This is a genomic window from Bacillus thuringiensis, from assembly GCF_001455345.1.
Lineage (GTDB): Bacteria > Bacillota > Bacilli > Bacillales > Bacillaceae_G > Bacillus_A > Bacillus_A thuringiensis_N.
This window is the reverse complement of record NZ_CP013274.1, coordinates 5,009,566-5,023,415: the sequence shown is the minus strand read 5'-3', so window position 1 is coordinate 5,023,415 and position 13,850 is coordinate 5,009,566. Positions and strand designations below refer to the sequence as shown.

Genomic DNA, 13,850 nt, shown 5'->3' with positions numbered 1-13,850 from the left:
GGATGGCATCTTTTATTTTTTGATATCATTTTACGTCCTAATATTGGAGAAGTAATCAATCACGAATTCACGGAATTGCTGAGCGGTTTTCGATAAGTAACGTTTTTTTGACCAGCTTAAGCCAATCGTTCGCTTACAAATGGGTTCAATAATACGTAACTTATTTAATGCTAAAGTAGAGTTTTTTAATAAAGTTAAACTTGGGACAAAAGCGATGCCGAGGCCTTGCTTAATAAGGTCGCTAATCACGGTTGGTTCATCTACTTCAAAAGCGATATGTGGAGTGAAGCCAGCTTCTTCACAAAATTCATCTGTTAAGTGCCGAAATCCATAACCAGTGTTCATACTAATAAACGGTTCGTCCTTTACTTCATGCAGATATACACTTTCACGTTCTGATAAACGGTGGCCTGAAGGGACGACTAAGAAAATTTCTTCTGTAATCAGTGGTTCCCAAATAATCTCCTCGCCTTCAATTGGCACAGAAGAAATGCAAAAGTCAATTTCTATATTATCTAGTTGTCGTTTCATAGAAGGAGTAGATGCGAGAAACTGTTGGAATCTAACATTAGGGTGTTCTAGTAAAAAAGAACCGAGTAGTTCTGGTAATATTCTTGGAATAGAAACGGCCAGTGTAATAGAGCTTTGTTGTAAGTCAGCTAAATCTTTAATTTCTCGTTCGCCTTCACTTAATTCATGAAAAATGCGCTCTACTCGTTTTAAGAATACTTTCCCGAAAGAGTTTAATGTAATTTGTCGACCTTGGCGATCAAATAACGGGACGCCTAAGTCTTTTTCTAGTCTAGCAATTGTTTTGCTGAGCGAAGGCTGTGCGATATGCAATTCTTCAGCGGCTTTTGTCATATGCTCTAATCGTGCGACTGTTTGAAAGTATTTTAGTTGAAGAAGTTCCATTTTGATGCTCCTTTCTATAGACTAAAAGGAATGAATTGATAATTAAAGATGTATTATACAGTATGGAAAGTGGCGTGTATAGTAAATCTGTTAAACCATTCTAATGGTGTTAAATTAGGAGAAGGAGTATGTTTCATGAAAGGAATTCAACTTATATTTAAAGATTGGAAAGCGATGTGGCACCATAAACATGGACGTATCGCTTTAATTTTTTTATTGATCGTTCCTTTAATTTATTCAGGATTCTTTTTAGCTGGATATTGGGATCCATATGGAAAATTAGATAAATTACCTGTTGCGATTGTAAATTTAGATAAGGGTGCTGCGATGGATGAGAAAACAATTCATGCAGGAGACGATTTTGTAAAAAATTTAAAAGAGAATAAGGAACTAGCTTTTCATTTCGTATCAGAAAAAAATGCTGATGAAGGGCTAAAAGAAGATAAGTATTATATGGTTGTTACGATTCCAGAGGATTTCTCTAAAAAGGTAAGCACACTTATGGATGAGAAACCAGAACCAGCGCAGCTGCAGTACAAAGTAAATCCAGGTAAAAACTTTGTAGCAGCGCAAATTGGAACGACTGCTGTTGAAAATATGAAAACAAAAATCTCAAATAGTATTACGAAATCTTATACAGAAGGTGTCTTTTCAAAGTTTCAAGACTTAGCACAGGGGTTGAGTGATGCAAGTGATGGAGCTGGAAAGTTACATGAAGGAACGACAGATGCAAAAAATGGGACAAATCAGCTTGCAGATGGTATTAAGCGTTTAAGTGACGGGACATCAAAAGTGAAAGAGGGAAGTGAAAAACTTGCTTCTAGCCAATCAGCTTTAACTGGCGGAGCCAATGAGCTGAGTCAAGGAGCAACCTCGCTTCATAGCGGTATGGAGTTACTAGCACAAGGTGAAAAAACTTTACAATCAGGGGTTAGTGAATTAAGTGCTGGTACAAATGAATGGTTGAACGGAAGTGAGAAACTTGCTGAAGGGCAAGTGAAAGCGGACAATGCAGCAAATAGTGTAAAACAGCAATTAGAAGAGTACGTGAAAAGTCATCCAGAAGTGCAGCAAGATCCTGCTTTTCAAAAGATTATCGCTACTTCTAATGGATTAGCTCAAGCAACAAACACTTTAAATACTAGCCAGCAACAATTGACACAAGGTGCGCAGAAGCTTGCGGATGGTCAGCATAAGATTGAAGAAGGTATGCATACATTCGGAGTTAAGTTAAATGAAGCTACTGCTGGAACGAAAAAGATAGCAGATGGTGCTTCGAATTTAGCTGATGGATTTACGAAATGGGGAAATGGATTTACATCATTACAAGAAGGTGTAAATCACCTTGCGAGTGGCGGAACAGAGCTGAATCATGGTGCTGATAAGTTAACGAACGGACTTGTTAAACTTGACGATGGTGCGAAAGAACTTTCTACGAAATTAGGAGAGGGCGCAGAGAAGATAGCAGATGTTCGAAATGATGATGCACGCAATACGATGTTCTCAGAGCCAGTACAATTAGTGAAGTCAACAGTTTCTGACGTACCTAACTACGGTTCAGGTATTGCGCCATATTTCTTATCCCTTGCATTTTATGTTGGCGGAATTATGGCATCGAATATTTTACCGCTTGGCCGTAGACAAAATATGAAAGTAAGCGGAACGGTACATTTTATTAATAAACTAGGATTGGTATATTTAATTGGACTTATTCAAGCATTACTTGTTGATGTGGTTGTGCTAGGAGTTATGAAATTAGAAGTTGCAAGTGTGCCACTCTTTGTTTTATCAAGTATCGTTATTTCCTTTACGTTCATGACGTTTATTCTTATGTTAGTAACGGTGTTTGGTCTTGTTGGAAAGTTCTTAGCGGTAACGCTTCTCGTCTTGCAATTAGCGACGAGCGGGGGGACTTTCCCAGGAGAATTAAATATAGCTGTTCTTAGCAAAATTGGACAATTTCTTCCAATGTCCCATTCTCTTAGAGGGCTACAAGATGTGATTTCTTTAGGAGATTGGTCTCAATTACAAATACAAATTTTAATATTGTTATGCTATCTCGTTGTTGCTGGCGGAATTGCTTGGATCACGAGTCATATACAACATAAGGAAACGAATGTAGAACAAGTTTCTTAAAATGAAAGAAGCTATCCGTTTTTTCGGATAGCTTCTTTTTTATTTGCGTTGCATTACTGCAAAGTAATTGTTTTCATTATCAGCAAAGTTGAATGCTCTGCCTGTAGGTAAATCTACAACTTGTCCAACTGTAACGTTTTTCTCAGAAAGATCTTTATACAGTTGATCTAAGTTATTAGAGAAGAACATAAGTGAAGGCGTATGTAAGTTTAATTCAGGTTGCATCTTCGCAATTAACGCTTTATCGTGAAGGACGATGCTTGTGCCTCCTCCTTTCGTTGGTGCAATTTCAATCCAGCGAAAGCCTTGTCCGTTATTTTCTTCCGCAATAATTTGGAATCCTACTGTCTCAGTCCAAAATTGTACTGCTTCATCTTGATTATTTACATATAACATAATTTGTCCAATTTGATTAATCATAGGTGTGTCCTACTTTCTTTTCTTGTATGGAATTCTATTATATCAAAGATATGGTTTGAATACCTTTTCGTGATTTTTCCGAAGTACAATCTTAGCCCATTTCACATTTTGCGTAGGAGAAGGTCCTGTAATCCACGTATGAAGTGGTAGTGTACTGCAAATGACCATTGCTGAAATTGAGGTTGTGGCCGTTATTATAAATAATAATAGGCTATATAATATTGTGTTTTCTTGCAGTATGAATAAAGAAAGAAATTTTGTACATAGTTGCAAGAAGAAAAAGTGAGCTAAATAAGCACCATACGTGTAATTCCCGATAAATCGTAAAGCTTTATATAAGAAACCGCGTCGCTGTACGATTGTAATAGACAGCACGTAAAGTATAATAATTTCGCATACGATATATAAAAACATAGACGGTTTTAAATAAGTCGAAACGGTTAAATGAATCGAATTTGCTCCGTAAAAACTAAATAACTCATAATTGATGAATAGAAATAAGACGAAAAATAACATTGTTATAAGCGGGATATGTTTCATGACAAATGTACGCCACGCTTTTAGTGCGACAGCAGCAATTCCCCCCATGACGAAATAGAATGAGTAGAAGAAGAAGGAACGGTCTGTATAATGTAAAATGGTTGAGCTAGTCAATTTCTCTCCATTAAAAATGTAGTGAGAAGAATACCACATTAAGAGAAAATATAGAGAAGCAAAGATGGTCATATATTTATATATGTCTTTTTTATTTTCTGTTCGTTTTTGAAACCAATAAAATAGTGTACATAGTAAAGGGAACAATAAGTGAATTTGGAACATCATAATCACGTACCAAAGATGGGGTGCGGCTGTTCCGAGTAATAAACTTTTTATTCCGCTTTGTAGTGTAATCATATCGTTTGTTGTTAATAAGTAAAGAATAGACCAGAAGAAATAAGGAATGAGTAAATGTGCGGCTTTTTCAGAAATGTATTCTTTGTATACTAATTGCTTTGTATAGTGACGAATTAAGTGAAAGCCGACGATAAATATGAATGCAGGTGCTGAAAATTTTGCGAGATTAAATAGCATACCCATAATGAGGGATTGCTCAAGTAAAACATGTCCTTGATTCATTGTATATAATAACGAACTTTGCAAAACGACAGCGAGGAATGCAATGCTTTGCAAAACTTTAAATTCTGGTGCGCTTTGAGTCATCATGTCCATCTCCTTTTCCATACATGATTATAGTACGGAGAATGGATAATGAGTGTGGAATATTTGTGAAGATTGTAACAAATTTGTGGCGGAGTGGGTTATTTCGATACATCTATCACAATAAAAAAAGAGGATGCTCTAAACGAGCATCCTCTTTCCATCTATTAAGCAAATTTGTTTTTGATCCAGTTCTTACCTTCTACAAGGCGAGCTGTCATTACGGCACAAGCGTTATCTGCTGTTACGTTTAACATCGTTGCAGGTGGATCAATGATTGTACTAATTGCTGCGATAATTGGCAGTGCTTCTGGCGGGAAGCCGTATAGAGAAACGATTAACATTTCACCAATCATACCACCGCCTGGAATAGCACCCATTACTGTTCCTACTAATAGAGAAACAACAAGTGCGATTGCTAATGTTTTCGGTCCTTCGAATTCCATGTTGAAAATACCAAATAAGAAAGCAATTTTTAGTACGCCGCCTAAAACAGATCCATCTTTATGAAGTGTAGATCCAAGAAGGACAACTGTTTCACGAACGTCAGACGAGATACCCATTTTCTTCGTTGCTTCCAAGTTTGCTGGAATACTAGCAGCACTACTACAAGTTGCAAGTGATGTAACTGTAGGAGAGACCATGTTCTTCCAAAATACTTGTACACCTTGCTTACGGCCTGCAAGGTATGCATAGAACGTGAAGAATACAAAGAAGTAAATGAGAGACGCTGGATAGTATACCATTGCTGCTCGGAAGTAAGTTCCGAGAAGTTGTGGTCCGAATTCACCAACTAACGCTGCGAAGTAAGCAGCAAGTCCGATTGGAGCGTAGTACATAATGAAAGATACGACTTTCATTGAAATCTCTGCACCAGCTTGTAAGAATGTAGCGAATGGTTTTCCTTTTTCACCAACTGCTGAAGTTGCAACTCCCATTAAGATAGAGAAGAAAATAAGAGCTAACATATTTTCACGAGATAGTAACTTCGAGAAGTCAGATACTGTTAGAATACCGACGATTTGATCTGCAACACTAACTGCTTTTTCAGCTTTGTCAGGTTGTGTTAGTTCTAATACAACACCTTGTGCTGGCGGGAATACTTTCACGACAATAATCATAAAAATAGCAGCTAAAATACTTGTAAATAAGAAAGTCCCAGCCATACTAGACATAATTTTACCGAAACGTTTTAATCCATCCATATTAGCAATAGATGACGCGATGCTAAAGAACACTAGAGGTACAACAATCGTAAACATTAAGTTTAAGAAAATGTCACCAAGCGGCTTTAAAGCAACTGCATCGGCACCCATGAAATAACCAATGAAACCACCAATTAGGATAGAAGATAATAAAATAAGTGGAAAGCGATATGCCTTCATAAATATATCCTCCTATCAATTAAAAAAATCATACTGAATTATTATAGCGAGTTAGAGTCCTCTTTACTAGGAGAATAGTGATAGATGGAATAGCGTGAAAACCGAGAAATTTTTGTTTTTAAGCTCGGCATACAGCAGGAAATCTAGACATATATATTTGTAACCTAGTGGTGGCAACGGATGCACCGTAACTTAGGTTTGGAAAAAGGGGGAGGGAAAAGGGATGAATATTTTACTTTGCTGTGCAGCGGGAATGTCTTCCAGTTTGATTGTTACAAAAATGGAGAAAGCAGCAGAGGCAAGAGGGATAGAGGTAAAGATTTGGGCTGTATCAGGTTCTGAAGTAAATAGTCACATAGATGAAGCTGATGTACTTTTACTTGGACCGCAAGTACGTTATTTATTACCAAAAATGAAAGAGTTATGTAAGGAGAAGGGAGTACCTGTGGATGTCATTCAATCCGTCCATTACGGGCTTTGTAATGGAGAAGCTATCTTACAAGCAGCTTTGTCAATGAAACCATGAGGAGAGTGGGATAGATGATACGGTTTTTAGAGAAATATGTAATGCCAGTAGCAGGAAAGGTTGCAGAACAGAGGCATTTGCAAGCAATTCGTGATGGAATTATTTTGACGATGCCGTTCTTAATTATTGGATCATTTTTCCTTATCATTAGTGCGCTACCAATACCAGGGTATAATGATTTTATGGCAGGGTTGTTTGGGGAGAATTGGCAGAGGGCTTTGGGGTATCCAGTTAGTGCAACTTTTAATATAATGGCTTTAATAGCTGTTTTTGGAATCGCTTACAGGCTTGGAGAATATTATAAAGTGGATGCTTTAGCATCCGGGGCATTGTCGCTTGTGACGTTTTTACTTGCAACTCCCTTTCAAGTTGCATATATCATACCAAGCACGAAGGAAAGTATAATTGTAGACGGAGCAATCCCAGCTGCATTAATGGGAAGTCAAGGGCTGTTTGTGGCGATGATTATTGCAATCATATCTACTGAAATTTACCGATTTATTGTGCAGAAAAAGATGATTATAAAAATGCCTGAGACAGTTCCACCAGCAGTAACGCGTTCATTTGCAGCACTTATTCCGGGATTTATTGTTGTGACAGTTGTTTGGATCATTAGACTGATTTTTGAACAAACGACTTTCGGTAGTATTCATAATGTTGTAGGGAAGTTGTTGCAAGAGCCGCTTAGTGTACTGGGAGCTAGTCTTTGGGGTGCAGTAATTGCAGTTATCATTGTCCATGTTCTTTGGGCATGCGGAATTCATGGTGCTGCAATTGTTGGTGGTGTAATGAGCCCAATTTGGTTATCGTTAATGGATCAAAACCGAGTTGCTTTTCAAGCGGGTCAAGATGTACCGAATACGATTACCGCACAGTTTTTTGATTTATGGATTTATATGGGCGGCTCAGGTGCAACACTAGCTTTAGTTGTCGGAATGTTATTGTTTGCGCGAAGTCAGCAATTAAAAAGTATAGGTCGATTGTCGATTGCACCTGGTATTTTTAATATTAATGAAATGGTGACTTTCGGTATGCCAATTGTCATGAATCCACTTTTACTTATTCCATTTATAGTAGTTCCTGTTGTATTAACGATTGTTTCTTACTTTGCGATGGAATGGGGGCTAGTTGCCCGTCCGAGCGGAGCTGCTGTACCTTGGACGACACCGATTCTGTTTAGTGGATATTTGGGATCAGGTGGAAAAATTTCAGGTGTTATTTTGCAACTCGTTAACTTTGCACTAGCATTCTTCATTTATTTACCGTTCTTAAAAATATGGGATAAACAAAAGTTAGCGGAAGAAAAGGGGGAGTAAAGAACTAAAATGGATACGATAGAAACGAAGGCTTTTCACTTAATTTTGCATGGGGGAAATGCGAGAAGTTGTTCAATGGAAGCAATTGATTGCGCAAAGCGTGGAGAATTTACAGAAGCAGAAGCAAAATTACAAGAAGCGTTAGAGGAATTAAAAGAGGCGCACCGTGTACAAACGGAGCTCATACAGAAAGAAGCGGGTGGTGAAAAGACCGAAGTTACCCTTCTGATGGTGCACGCGCAAGATCATTTAATGAATGCAATTACGGTGAAGGAATTAGCGAGTGAATTTGTAGAATTATATAGGAAGATGTCAGTATCGGAATGAACCTTGCGTATGCAAGGTTTTTTTATCCCGCATTAACGGGCAGTAAAACTCCCACCTCAAAATGTGGCTGGAGCAAGGAAGTTAGGAGGGAGCTTAACTGCCCGTAAAGGCCCGATTGGTTCAACTAATAATTAGTGGGGGATGAACAAAACCCCCACTAATTAAAGTTTCACTTTATGTATGTGTCTGTACCATCAGTGGAGTGTTCGTTCCACTGATGGTATTTACAATCCTCCTTTTTACAAATGAGTAAGAGTGATATTTAATCGGTAGTAACAATTTCTCCTATACCACGAATTAGTTTCTTTATATGCATCTCATTTGGTTTTAATAAACTTACGATATAATCAATCGCTATTTGCGGTTCAACGGTCGTACCACAAGTATAACAGTCAATGGCTGCAAAGTTTTTTTCTGGATAAGTGTGAATAGAAAGGTGGCTTTCTGATAATAAAACTAAAACAGTAACACCATGCGGATTGAATTCTTTTGTACTTACGTTTAAAACATGGGCACCAGAGCGATCGGCAGCGTTAACTAGATGATATTCTAAAAAGTGAATATCATCTAATAGGGAAAAATCCACTCCCCATAAATCTACTATTATATGCTTACCGAAAGTAGAATAGTTCATATGCTTATCTCCCTTAGCTAAAATCTCATCAAAATTTCATTTCTTGTTGATAGCAAAGATGCAGGGTAAGGTCAGATTCTAAATTTAAAACGGCATTATTACGGTGATCTAAATGTTCTTCTTTAAATTGAAATAAAGGAAAAAGAAGAGAAGGTAATGTTCGAGGAGTTGGTACTACGTATAATTGTTCAATTTGATTGAGTACATGTGAGGAGTTAGCGGCAATGTGATATCCCCAGTCAGTTCCGAAAGAAGGAACAATTATATGGTAATTTTTTACGATTAAGCCGGCGTTTTCAATTGTATTACCAATACTCCAATATACAAGAGGTGCATCAGCAGGTGAATTAGATTGGCAGACGAAAGCGCCATCTTCAGTTAAGAATGTAGCTATACGAGCAAAAAGTTCGCTTGTATATAAAGTACTTAAAACTTCTGTTGCTGGATCAGGAAAATCAATAATAATTACATCGTATAAGGATGAAGAAGAATTTAGAAATTCTTTCGCATCGCATACGTGTACATTCACACGATTATCAAAAAAAGCATTTTTGTTTAAAGATACTATTTCTGGAACATTACGTGCCATATTAATCATTGCCTCGTCTAGATCAACAAGGTCTACATGTAGCACAGTTTCATATTTCAAAACTTCCCGTAAAGCAAGCCCATCGCCGCCACCTAATATGAGAACACGTTTTGGATCAATTACTTTTGACATAATTGGGTGTACAAGCGCTTCATGATAAATTTGTTCGTCAACGGAACTGAATTGTAGTTGGTTGTCCAAATATAAACGGATATCGTTTACTTGTAGCAAATTAATATTTTGATAATTACTTTTTTCATTCAATAAAGTTGTATGTTCACCAGCTTGTATTTCTTTTAGAGAAATTTCATCCCATATATCTAAGCTGTGTGAATCTGTGGGTACTATGACTACATTTTCCGATTGTACTTGTTTGTCCTGTTTGTCCTGTTTGTCTCGCTTGTCCTGCTTATTTTCTATTTCCTGCTGTTCTAGTTCAAATTTGTCAGAGTCTAATTCAGAGCGCTTGTCTTTTTTATAGCTTGTTATTCTATAAATCTTTATTTTTCCTTGTTTTCTATGTTTTGGCATAGGAATCCCCTTTCGAATTGTGTTATTTTACTCTATTCTATGTAATTTAGTAGAGTTTGTTTGGACAATAGATAGAAGAGTGTGTTTAAGAAAGGTTTACTTTTTTACTAGATTTGCACGCTAAAAAATTTTTTTAGTGTTTTTTTGTTTTAAACACAACTAGACAACTAAACACTAATCTATTTTCATACAGTTATGTGTTAAAAGCGTGTTGTTTTATAACACACTGTGTGTTTTTTGAGTGACACACTAATTGAAAGCGTTAACACACAAATAAAATAGTCGAAAAAGTGCTGATTTTAGTGGTTTTAAAAAGTTGGCACGCTAATTGCATTAATAAATAGTGTAAAGAAAAATAAATAAACATAAATTTTTTATACTACACAAGGGGGATTTTCAAATGAATATTTTATTATGTTGCTCAGCAGGGATGTCTACAAGTTTACTAGTTACAAAAATGGAAGCGGCTGCAAAAGCTCGCGGTCTAGAAGGCAAGATTTGGGCTGTATCTGGGGATGCAGTAAAAACGAATATCGATCAAGCAGATGTATTATTACTAGGACCACAAGTTCGTTACATGCTCTCTTCAATGAAAACGCTTGCTGATGAGAGAAACGTTGGAATCGACGTTATCAATCCAATGCACTACGGCATGATGAATGGAGAAGCAGTTTTAGATCACGCATTAACACTTAAAAAATAATTAGGGGGGAAGCGAAATGCAAAAATTTATTGCATTTATGGAGAAATATATTGTTCCTGTCGCTGGTAAAATCGGATCGCAACGTCACTTAGCTGCGATCCGTGACGGATTTATCGCAGTTATGCCACTTATTTTAGTTGGTGCACTGGCATCACTAATTAATGGTTTTCCATCTGAGGCTTTCCAAGATTTCATGAAAGGTTTGTTTGGTGAAACGTGGAAACAAGTTGGCGGTGGAATGTGGACTGGTTCTTTCGCGATTTTAGCACTAATCATAGCATTTACAACAAGTTATAACTTAGCAAAATCTTACGGCGTTGATGGTTTGTCAGCAGGTATTATTTCATTTGGTGCGTTAATTATTCTTACGCCAACAACACCTAAAGAAGGCGGATTGAACTTAGCTTGGACAGGGGCACAAGGGCTATTCGTAGCAATTATCGTGGCACTCCTTGTTACTGAAGTATTCCGTTTCTTTGTACAAAGAAACATTACTTTTAAAATGCCTGATGGAGTACCGCCAGCAGTTTTAAGATCTTTCGCAGCTATAGTTCCAGCATTTGTTATTTTAACAGTAGTTGCAGGTATTCAATTAGCAGTGAAATTAGCCGGTACAAGTGTTCATGAATTTATCTTTAATACGATTCAATCGCCACTGCAAAGTTTAGCAGGGACATTACCAAGTGCAATTGTCATTGTACTCCTTGTTCATCTTCTTTGGTTCTTCGGTTTACATGGTCCAAATATCGTTGGTGGTATTATTGAGCCGCTATACTTACCAGCATTAGAGAAAAATATGCAGTTATTCAAAGGTGGCACATCTGCATTTGATGTTCCAAACATTGTTACAAAACCGTTCTTTGATACTTTCGTATATCTTGGTGGTTCTGGTGCAACATTAGCATTCTTAGTGGTCGTATTACTTGTAGCAAAAAGTGCACAATTACGCGGTGTCTCTCGCTTATCAATTGGACCAGGTGCATTCAATATTAACGAACCAGTAATCTTTGGTACACCAATTATTTTAAATCCAATTTTATTCTTACCGTTTATCCTAACACCAATTGTATTAGTAATTACTTCTTATACAGCTATATCTATTGGTTGGGTACCAAAAACAGTTGTGATGATTCCATGGGCAACACCACCAATTATTAGTGGTTATCTTGTAACAGGTGGACATCTTTCAGGTGCAATTCTACAGTTATTCAACTTTGTAATTGCGATGGTAATCTACTATCCATTCGTTGTATTATCTGACCGTTCTGTTGTTCGTACTGAAAAAGCAGCAGCACAAGGAAATAACAACTCTGTACCTATGTAACATAGTAATTGTTCTCACAGATAACATGATCTGTGAGAACAATTACCTTTATATCATGTTCAGAAAGATGAGACCCATCTACAAGAACACCAAACTATCATTCATAAAATAATAATTTAATAGAAATGTTCAAACTGAAGGGGTATTTCAATCGGTTGAACCATAATAGAGAGGGCGGTAATTATGATGACTACAGCAGAACAAATTCCATTCCAATTGATTTTAAATAGTGGTAATGCACGAAGCTTTGCGATGGAGGCACTTCAATTTGCTAAACAGGGGAAAATGGCAGAGGCTGATGAAGCGATGGTAAAGGCGAAAGAAGCGATTAATGAAGCGCATCATTTCCAAACAGAGCTCATACAATCAGAAGCAAGAGGAGAAAAAACAGAGATTAGTGTTCTTTTAATTCACGCACAAGATCATTTAATGAATGCGATTACAGTAAAAGAATTAGCAGCAGAATTTATTGACCTTTATAAAAAGTTAGAAGCGAAAGGGGAATAAAGCATGACTGGAATTAAAATTGCTACAATCGGCGGTGGGTCTAGTTATACACCAGAATTAATTGAAGGATTTATTAAACGTTATGATGAGCTTCCTGTTCGTGAAATTTGGTTAGTAGATATTGAGGCAGGAAAAGAAAAGTTAGAAATCGTTGGTAACTTAGCGAAACGTATGGTGAAAAAATCTGTTTTACCAATCGAAGTACATTTAACACTTGATCGCCGTGAAGCATTAAAAGATGCTGACTTCGTAACAACGCAGCTTCGCGTAGGTTTATTAGAAGCACGTGCAAAAGATGAAGCAATCCCGTTAAAGTATGATGTAATCGGTCAGGAAACGAATGGTCCTGGTGGTCTATTCAAAGCGTTGAGAACGATTCCTGTTATTTTAGATATTTGTAAGGATATGGAGGAGCTCTGTCCAAATGCATGGTTAATTAACTTTGCAAATCCAGCTGGTATGGTAACAGAGGCAGTTCTTCGTTATACAAATATTCAAAGAGTAGTTGGTCTATGTAACGTTCCAATCGGAATCCGCATGGGTCTTGCAAGATTACTTGAAGTAGATGCAAGTCGTGTCCACGTTGATTTCGCAGGTTTAAATCATATGGTATACGGACTAGATGTATACTTAGATGGCGTAAGTGTAATGGACCGTGTGTTAGAGCTTGTGACAGATCCAGAAAAGCAAATTACGATGGAAAATATCGCAGCGCTTAACTGGGAACCAGACTTTATTCGCGGACTTCGTGCAATTCCATGTCCATACCATCGTTACTACTACAAAACACGTGAAATGCTAGAAGAAGAGAAAGAAGCTTCTGTTGAAAAAGGTACACGTGCAGAAGTAGTAAAACAATTAGAAAATGATTTATTTGAGTTATATAAAGACCCGAACTTAGATATTAAACCACCACAATTAGAAAAACGTGGCGGAGCTTATTATAGTGATGCAGCATGTAGCTTAATTACGTCTATTTACAATAATAAAGGTGATATCCAGCCTGTTAATACACGAAACAACGGAACAATTGCAAGCTTACCGCATGATTCAGCTGTTGAAGTGAACTGTATTATTACGAAAGAAGGTCCAAAACCAATTGCGGTTGGAGATCTTCCAGTACCAGTTCGCGGTTTAGTACAGCAAATTAAATCATTTGAGCGCACAACAATTGAAGCTGCTGTTACAGGGGATTATCATAAAGCGCTGCTTGCTATGACAATTAATCCACTTGTACCATCAGATAAAGTTGCAAAACAAATTTTAGATGAAATGTTGGAAGCACATAAAGAATATCTTCCACAGTTCTTTAAAAAGGTAGAGAAGTAAAAGCGGCGCTA

14 protein-coding genes are annotated in these 13,850 nt (G+C 37.2%); 8 read left to right on the top strand and 6 right to left on the bottom strand.

The genetic code is table 11. The annotated features are described in order from the left end of the window. Window positions 1-30: 30 nt before the first annotated feature. Window positions 31-915: a LysR family transcriptional regulator gene (locus ATN06_RS26485; RefSeq protein WP_060632895.1), complete on the bottom strand. Its 885-nt coding sequence runs from the start codon at window positions 913-915 to the stop codon at window positions 31-33. A gap of 135 nt (window positions 916-1,050) precedes the next feature. Between ATN06_RS26485 and ATN06_RS26480 the strand changes: the two genes are divergently transcribed. After that, the gene (locus tag ATN06_RS26480) at window positions 1,051-3,051 is read left to right on the top strand and encodes a YhgE/Pip domain-containing protein (RefSeq protein WP_060632894.1); all 2,001 of its coding nucleotides are present in this window, start codon (window positions 1,051-1,053) and stop codon (window positions 3,049-3,051) included. A 39-nt stretch (window positions 3,052-3,090) separates the two neighbouring features. Here ATN06_RS26480 and ATN06_RS26475 read toward each other — a convergent pair whose 3' ends face one another. The 3 genes from ATN06_RS26475 to ATN06_RS26465 all read right to left on the bottom strand — a co-directional run bounded on the left by ATN06_RS26475 (window position 3,091) and on the right by ATN06_RS26465 (window position 6,053). Next, window positions 3,091-3,471 carry a VOC family protein gene (locus ATN06_RS26475; RefSeq protein WP_060632893.1) on the bottom strand — a complete coding sequence of 127 codons (381 nt, stop codon included), beginning with the start codon at window positions 3,469-3,471 and terminating at the stop codon, window positions 3,091-3,093. A gap of 42 nt (window positions 3,472-3,513) precedes the next feature. After that, window positions 3,514-4,671 carry an acyltransferase gene (locus ATN06_RS26470; protein ID WP_060632892.1) on the bottom strand — a complete coding sequence of 386 codons (1,158 nt, stop codon included), beginning with the start codon at window positions 4,669-4,671 and terminating at the stop codon, window positions 3,514-3,516. A 164-nt stretch (window positions 4,672-4,835) separates the two neighbouring features. Further along, entirely contained in the window at window positions 4,836-6,053 is a 1,218-nt protein-coding gene (locus tag ATN06_RS26465) for a dicarboxylate/amino acid:cation symporter (RefSeq protein ID WP_000649373.1), read from the bottom strand. Window positions 6,054-6,276: 223 nt separating this feature from the next. On the opposite strand from ATN06_RS26465, the gene ATN06_RS26460 reads away from it, so the two are divergent. From ATN06_RS26460 to ATN06_RS26450, 3 genes are read left to right on the top strand one after another with little or no spacing between them, the layout of a single operon-like run. Further along, window positions 6,277-6,579: a PTS sugar transporter subunit IIB gene (locus tag ATN06_RS26460; RefSeq protein WP_001023539.1), complete on the top strand. Its 303-nt coding sequence runs from the start codon at window positions 6,277-6,279 to the stop codon at window positions 6,577-6,579. A gap of 14 nt (window positions 6,580-6,593) precedes the next feature. Next, complete coding sequence (gene celB / locus ATN06_RS26455) at window positions 6,594-7,895, top strand: PTS cellobiose transporter subunit IIC (protein ID WP_060632891.1); 1,302 nt, start codon at window positions 6,594-6,596, stop codon at window positions 7,893-7,895. A gap of 9 nt (window positions 7,896-7,904) precedes the next feature. Further along, complete coding sequence (locus ATN06_RS26450) at window positions 7,905-8,222, top strand: PTS sugar transporter subunit IIA (RefSeq protein WP_000379646.1); 318 nt, start codon at window positions 7,905-7,907, stop codon at window positions 8,220-8,222. 262 nt (window positions 8,223-8,484) lie between these two features. Here the strand turns inward: ATN06_RS26450 and speD are convergent, their stop codons facing one another. Both speD and ATN06_RS26440 read right to left on the bottom strand, forming a co-directional pair. After that, window positions 8,485-8,856: an adenosylmethionine decarboxylase gene (gene speD, locus ATN06_RS26445; protein WP_060632890.1), complete on the bottom strand. Its 372-nt coding sequence runs from the start codon at window positions 8,854-8,856 to the stop codon at window positions 8,485-8,487. A 28-nt stretch (window positions 8,857-8,884) separates the two neighbouring features. Next, on the bottom strand, window positions 8,885-9,976 hold the full coding sequence (locus ATN06_RS26440; protein ID WP_060632889.1) for a polyamine aminopropyltransferase: 1,092 nt from the start codon (window positions 9,974-9,976) through the stop codon (window positions 8,885-8,887). Window positions 9,977-10,376: 400 nt separating this feature from the next. Between ATN06_RS26440 and ATN06_RS26435 the strand changes: the two genes are divergently transcribed. The 4 genes from ATN06_RS26435 to celF all read left to right on the top strand — a co-directional run bounded on the left by ATN06_RS26435 (window position 10,377) and on the right by celF (window position 13,839). Further along, complete coding sequence (locus ATN06_RS26435; RefSeq protein WP_001023569.1) at window positions 10,377-10,679, top strand: PTS sugar transporter subunit IIB; 303 nt, start codon at window positions 10,377-10,379, stop codon at window positions 10,677-10,679. Window positions 10,680-10,695: 16 nt separating this feature from the next. Then, window positions 10,696-12,003 carry a PTS cellobiose transporter subunit IIC gene (gene celB, locus ATN06_RS26430; protein ID WP_060632888.1) on the top strand — a complete coding sequence of 436 codons (1,308 nt, stop codon included), beginning with the start codon at window positions 10,696-10,698 and terminating at the stop codon, window positions 12,001-12,003. 183 nt (window positions 12,004-12,186) lie between these two features. Beyond that, window positions 12,187-12,510, top strand: coding sequence for a PTS lactose/cellobiose transporter subunit IIA (locus tag ATN06_RS26425; RefSeq protein ID WP_000989050.1), 324 nt, complete (start codon window positions 12,187-12,189; stop codon window positions 12,508-12,510). Window positions 12,511-12,513: 3 nt separating this feature from the next. Continuing rightward, entirely contained in the window at window positions 12,514-13,839 is a 1,326-nt protein-coding gene (gene celF, locus ATN06_RS26420) for a 6-phospho-beta-glucosidase (RefSeq protein ID WP_060632887.1), read from the top strand. Window positions 13,840-13,850: the final 11 nt, after the last annotated feature.

What these genes read in the sequence shown, in the direction of transcription:
- ATN06_RS26485 (WP_060632895.1), bottom strand. Translation starts at nt 915, where the DNA reads ATGGAACTTCTTCAACTAAAATACTTTCAAACAGTCGCACGATTAGAG.
- ATN06_RS26480 (WP_060632894.1), top strand. Translation starts at nt 1,051, where the DNA reads ATGAAAGGAATTCAACTTATATTTAAAGATTGGAAAGCGATGTGGCAC.
- ATN06_RS26475 (WP_060632893.1), bottom strand. Translation starts at nt 3,471, where the DNA reads ATGATTAATCAAATTGGACAAATTATGTTATATGTAAATAATCAAGAT.
- ATN06_RS26470 (WP_060632892.1), bottom strand. Translation starts at nt 4,671, where the DNA reads ATGACTCAAAGCGCACCAGAATTTAAAGTTTTGCAAAGCATTGCATTC.
- ATN06_RS26465 (WP_000649373.1), bottom strand. Translation starts at nt 6,053, where the DNA reads ATGAAGGCATATCGCTTTCCACTTATTTTATTATCTTCTATCCTAATT.
- ATN06_RS26460 (WP_001023539.1), top strand. Translation starts at nt 6,277, where the DNA reads ATGAATATTTTACTTTGCTGTGCAGCGGGAATGTCTTCCAGTTTGATT.
- celB (WP_060632891.1), top strand. Translation starts at nt 6,594, where the DNA reads ATGATACGGTTTTTAGAGAAATATGTAATGCCAGTAGCAGGAAAGGTT.
- ATN06_RS26450 (WP_000379646.1), top strand. Translation starts at nt 7,905, where the DNA reads ATGGATACGATAGAAACGAAGGCTTTTCACTTAATTTTGCATGGGGGA.
- speD (WP_060632890.1), bottom strand. Translation starts at nt 8,856, where the DNA reads ATGAACTATTCTACTTTCGGTAAGCATATAATAGTAGATTTATGGGGA.
- ATN06_RS26440 (WP_060632889.1), bottom strand. Translation starts at nt 9,976, where the DNA reads ATGCCAAAACATAGAAAACAAGGAAAAATAAAGATTTATAGAATAACA.
- ATN06_RS26435 (WP_001023569.1), top strand. Translation starts at nt 10,377, where the DNA reads ATGAATATTTTATTATGTTGCTCAGCAGGGATGTCTACAAGTTTACTA.
- celB (WP_060632888.1), top strand. Translation starts at nt 10,696, where the DNA reads ATGCAAAAATTTATTGCATTTATGGAGAAATATATTGTTCCTGTCGCT.
- ATN06_RS26425 (WP_000989050.1), top strand. Translation starts at nt 12,187, where the DNA reads ATGATGACTACAGCAGAACAAATTCCATTCCAATTGATTTTAAATAGT.
- celF (WP_060632887.1), top strand. Translation starts at nt 12,514, where the DNA reads ATGACTGGAATTAAAATTGCTACAATCGGCGGTGGGTCTAGTTATACA.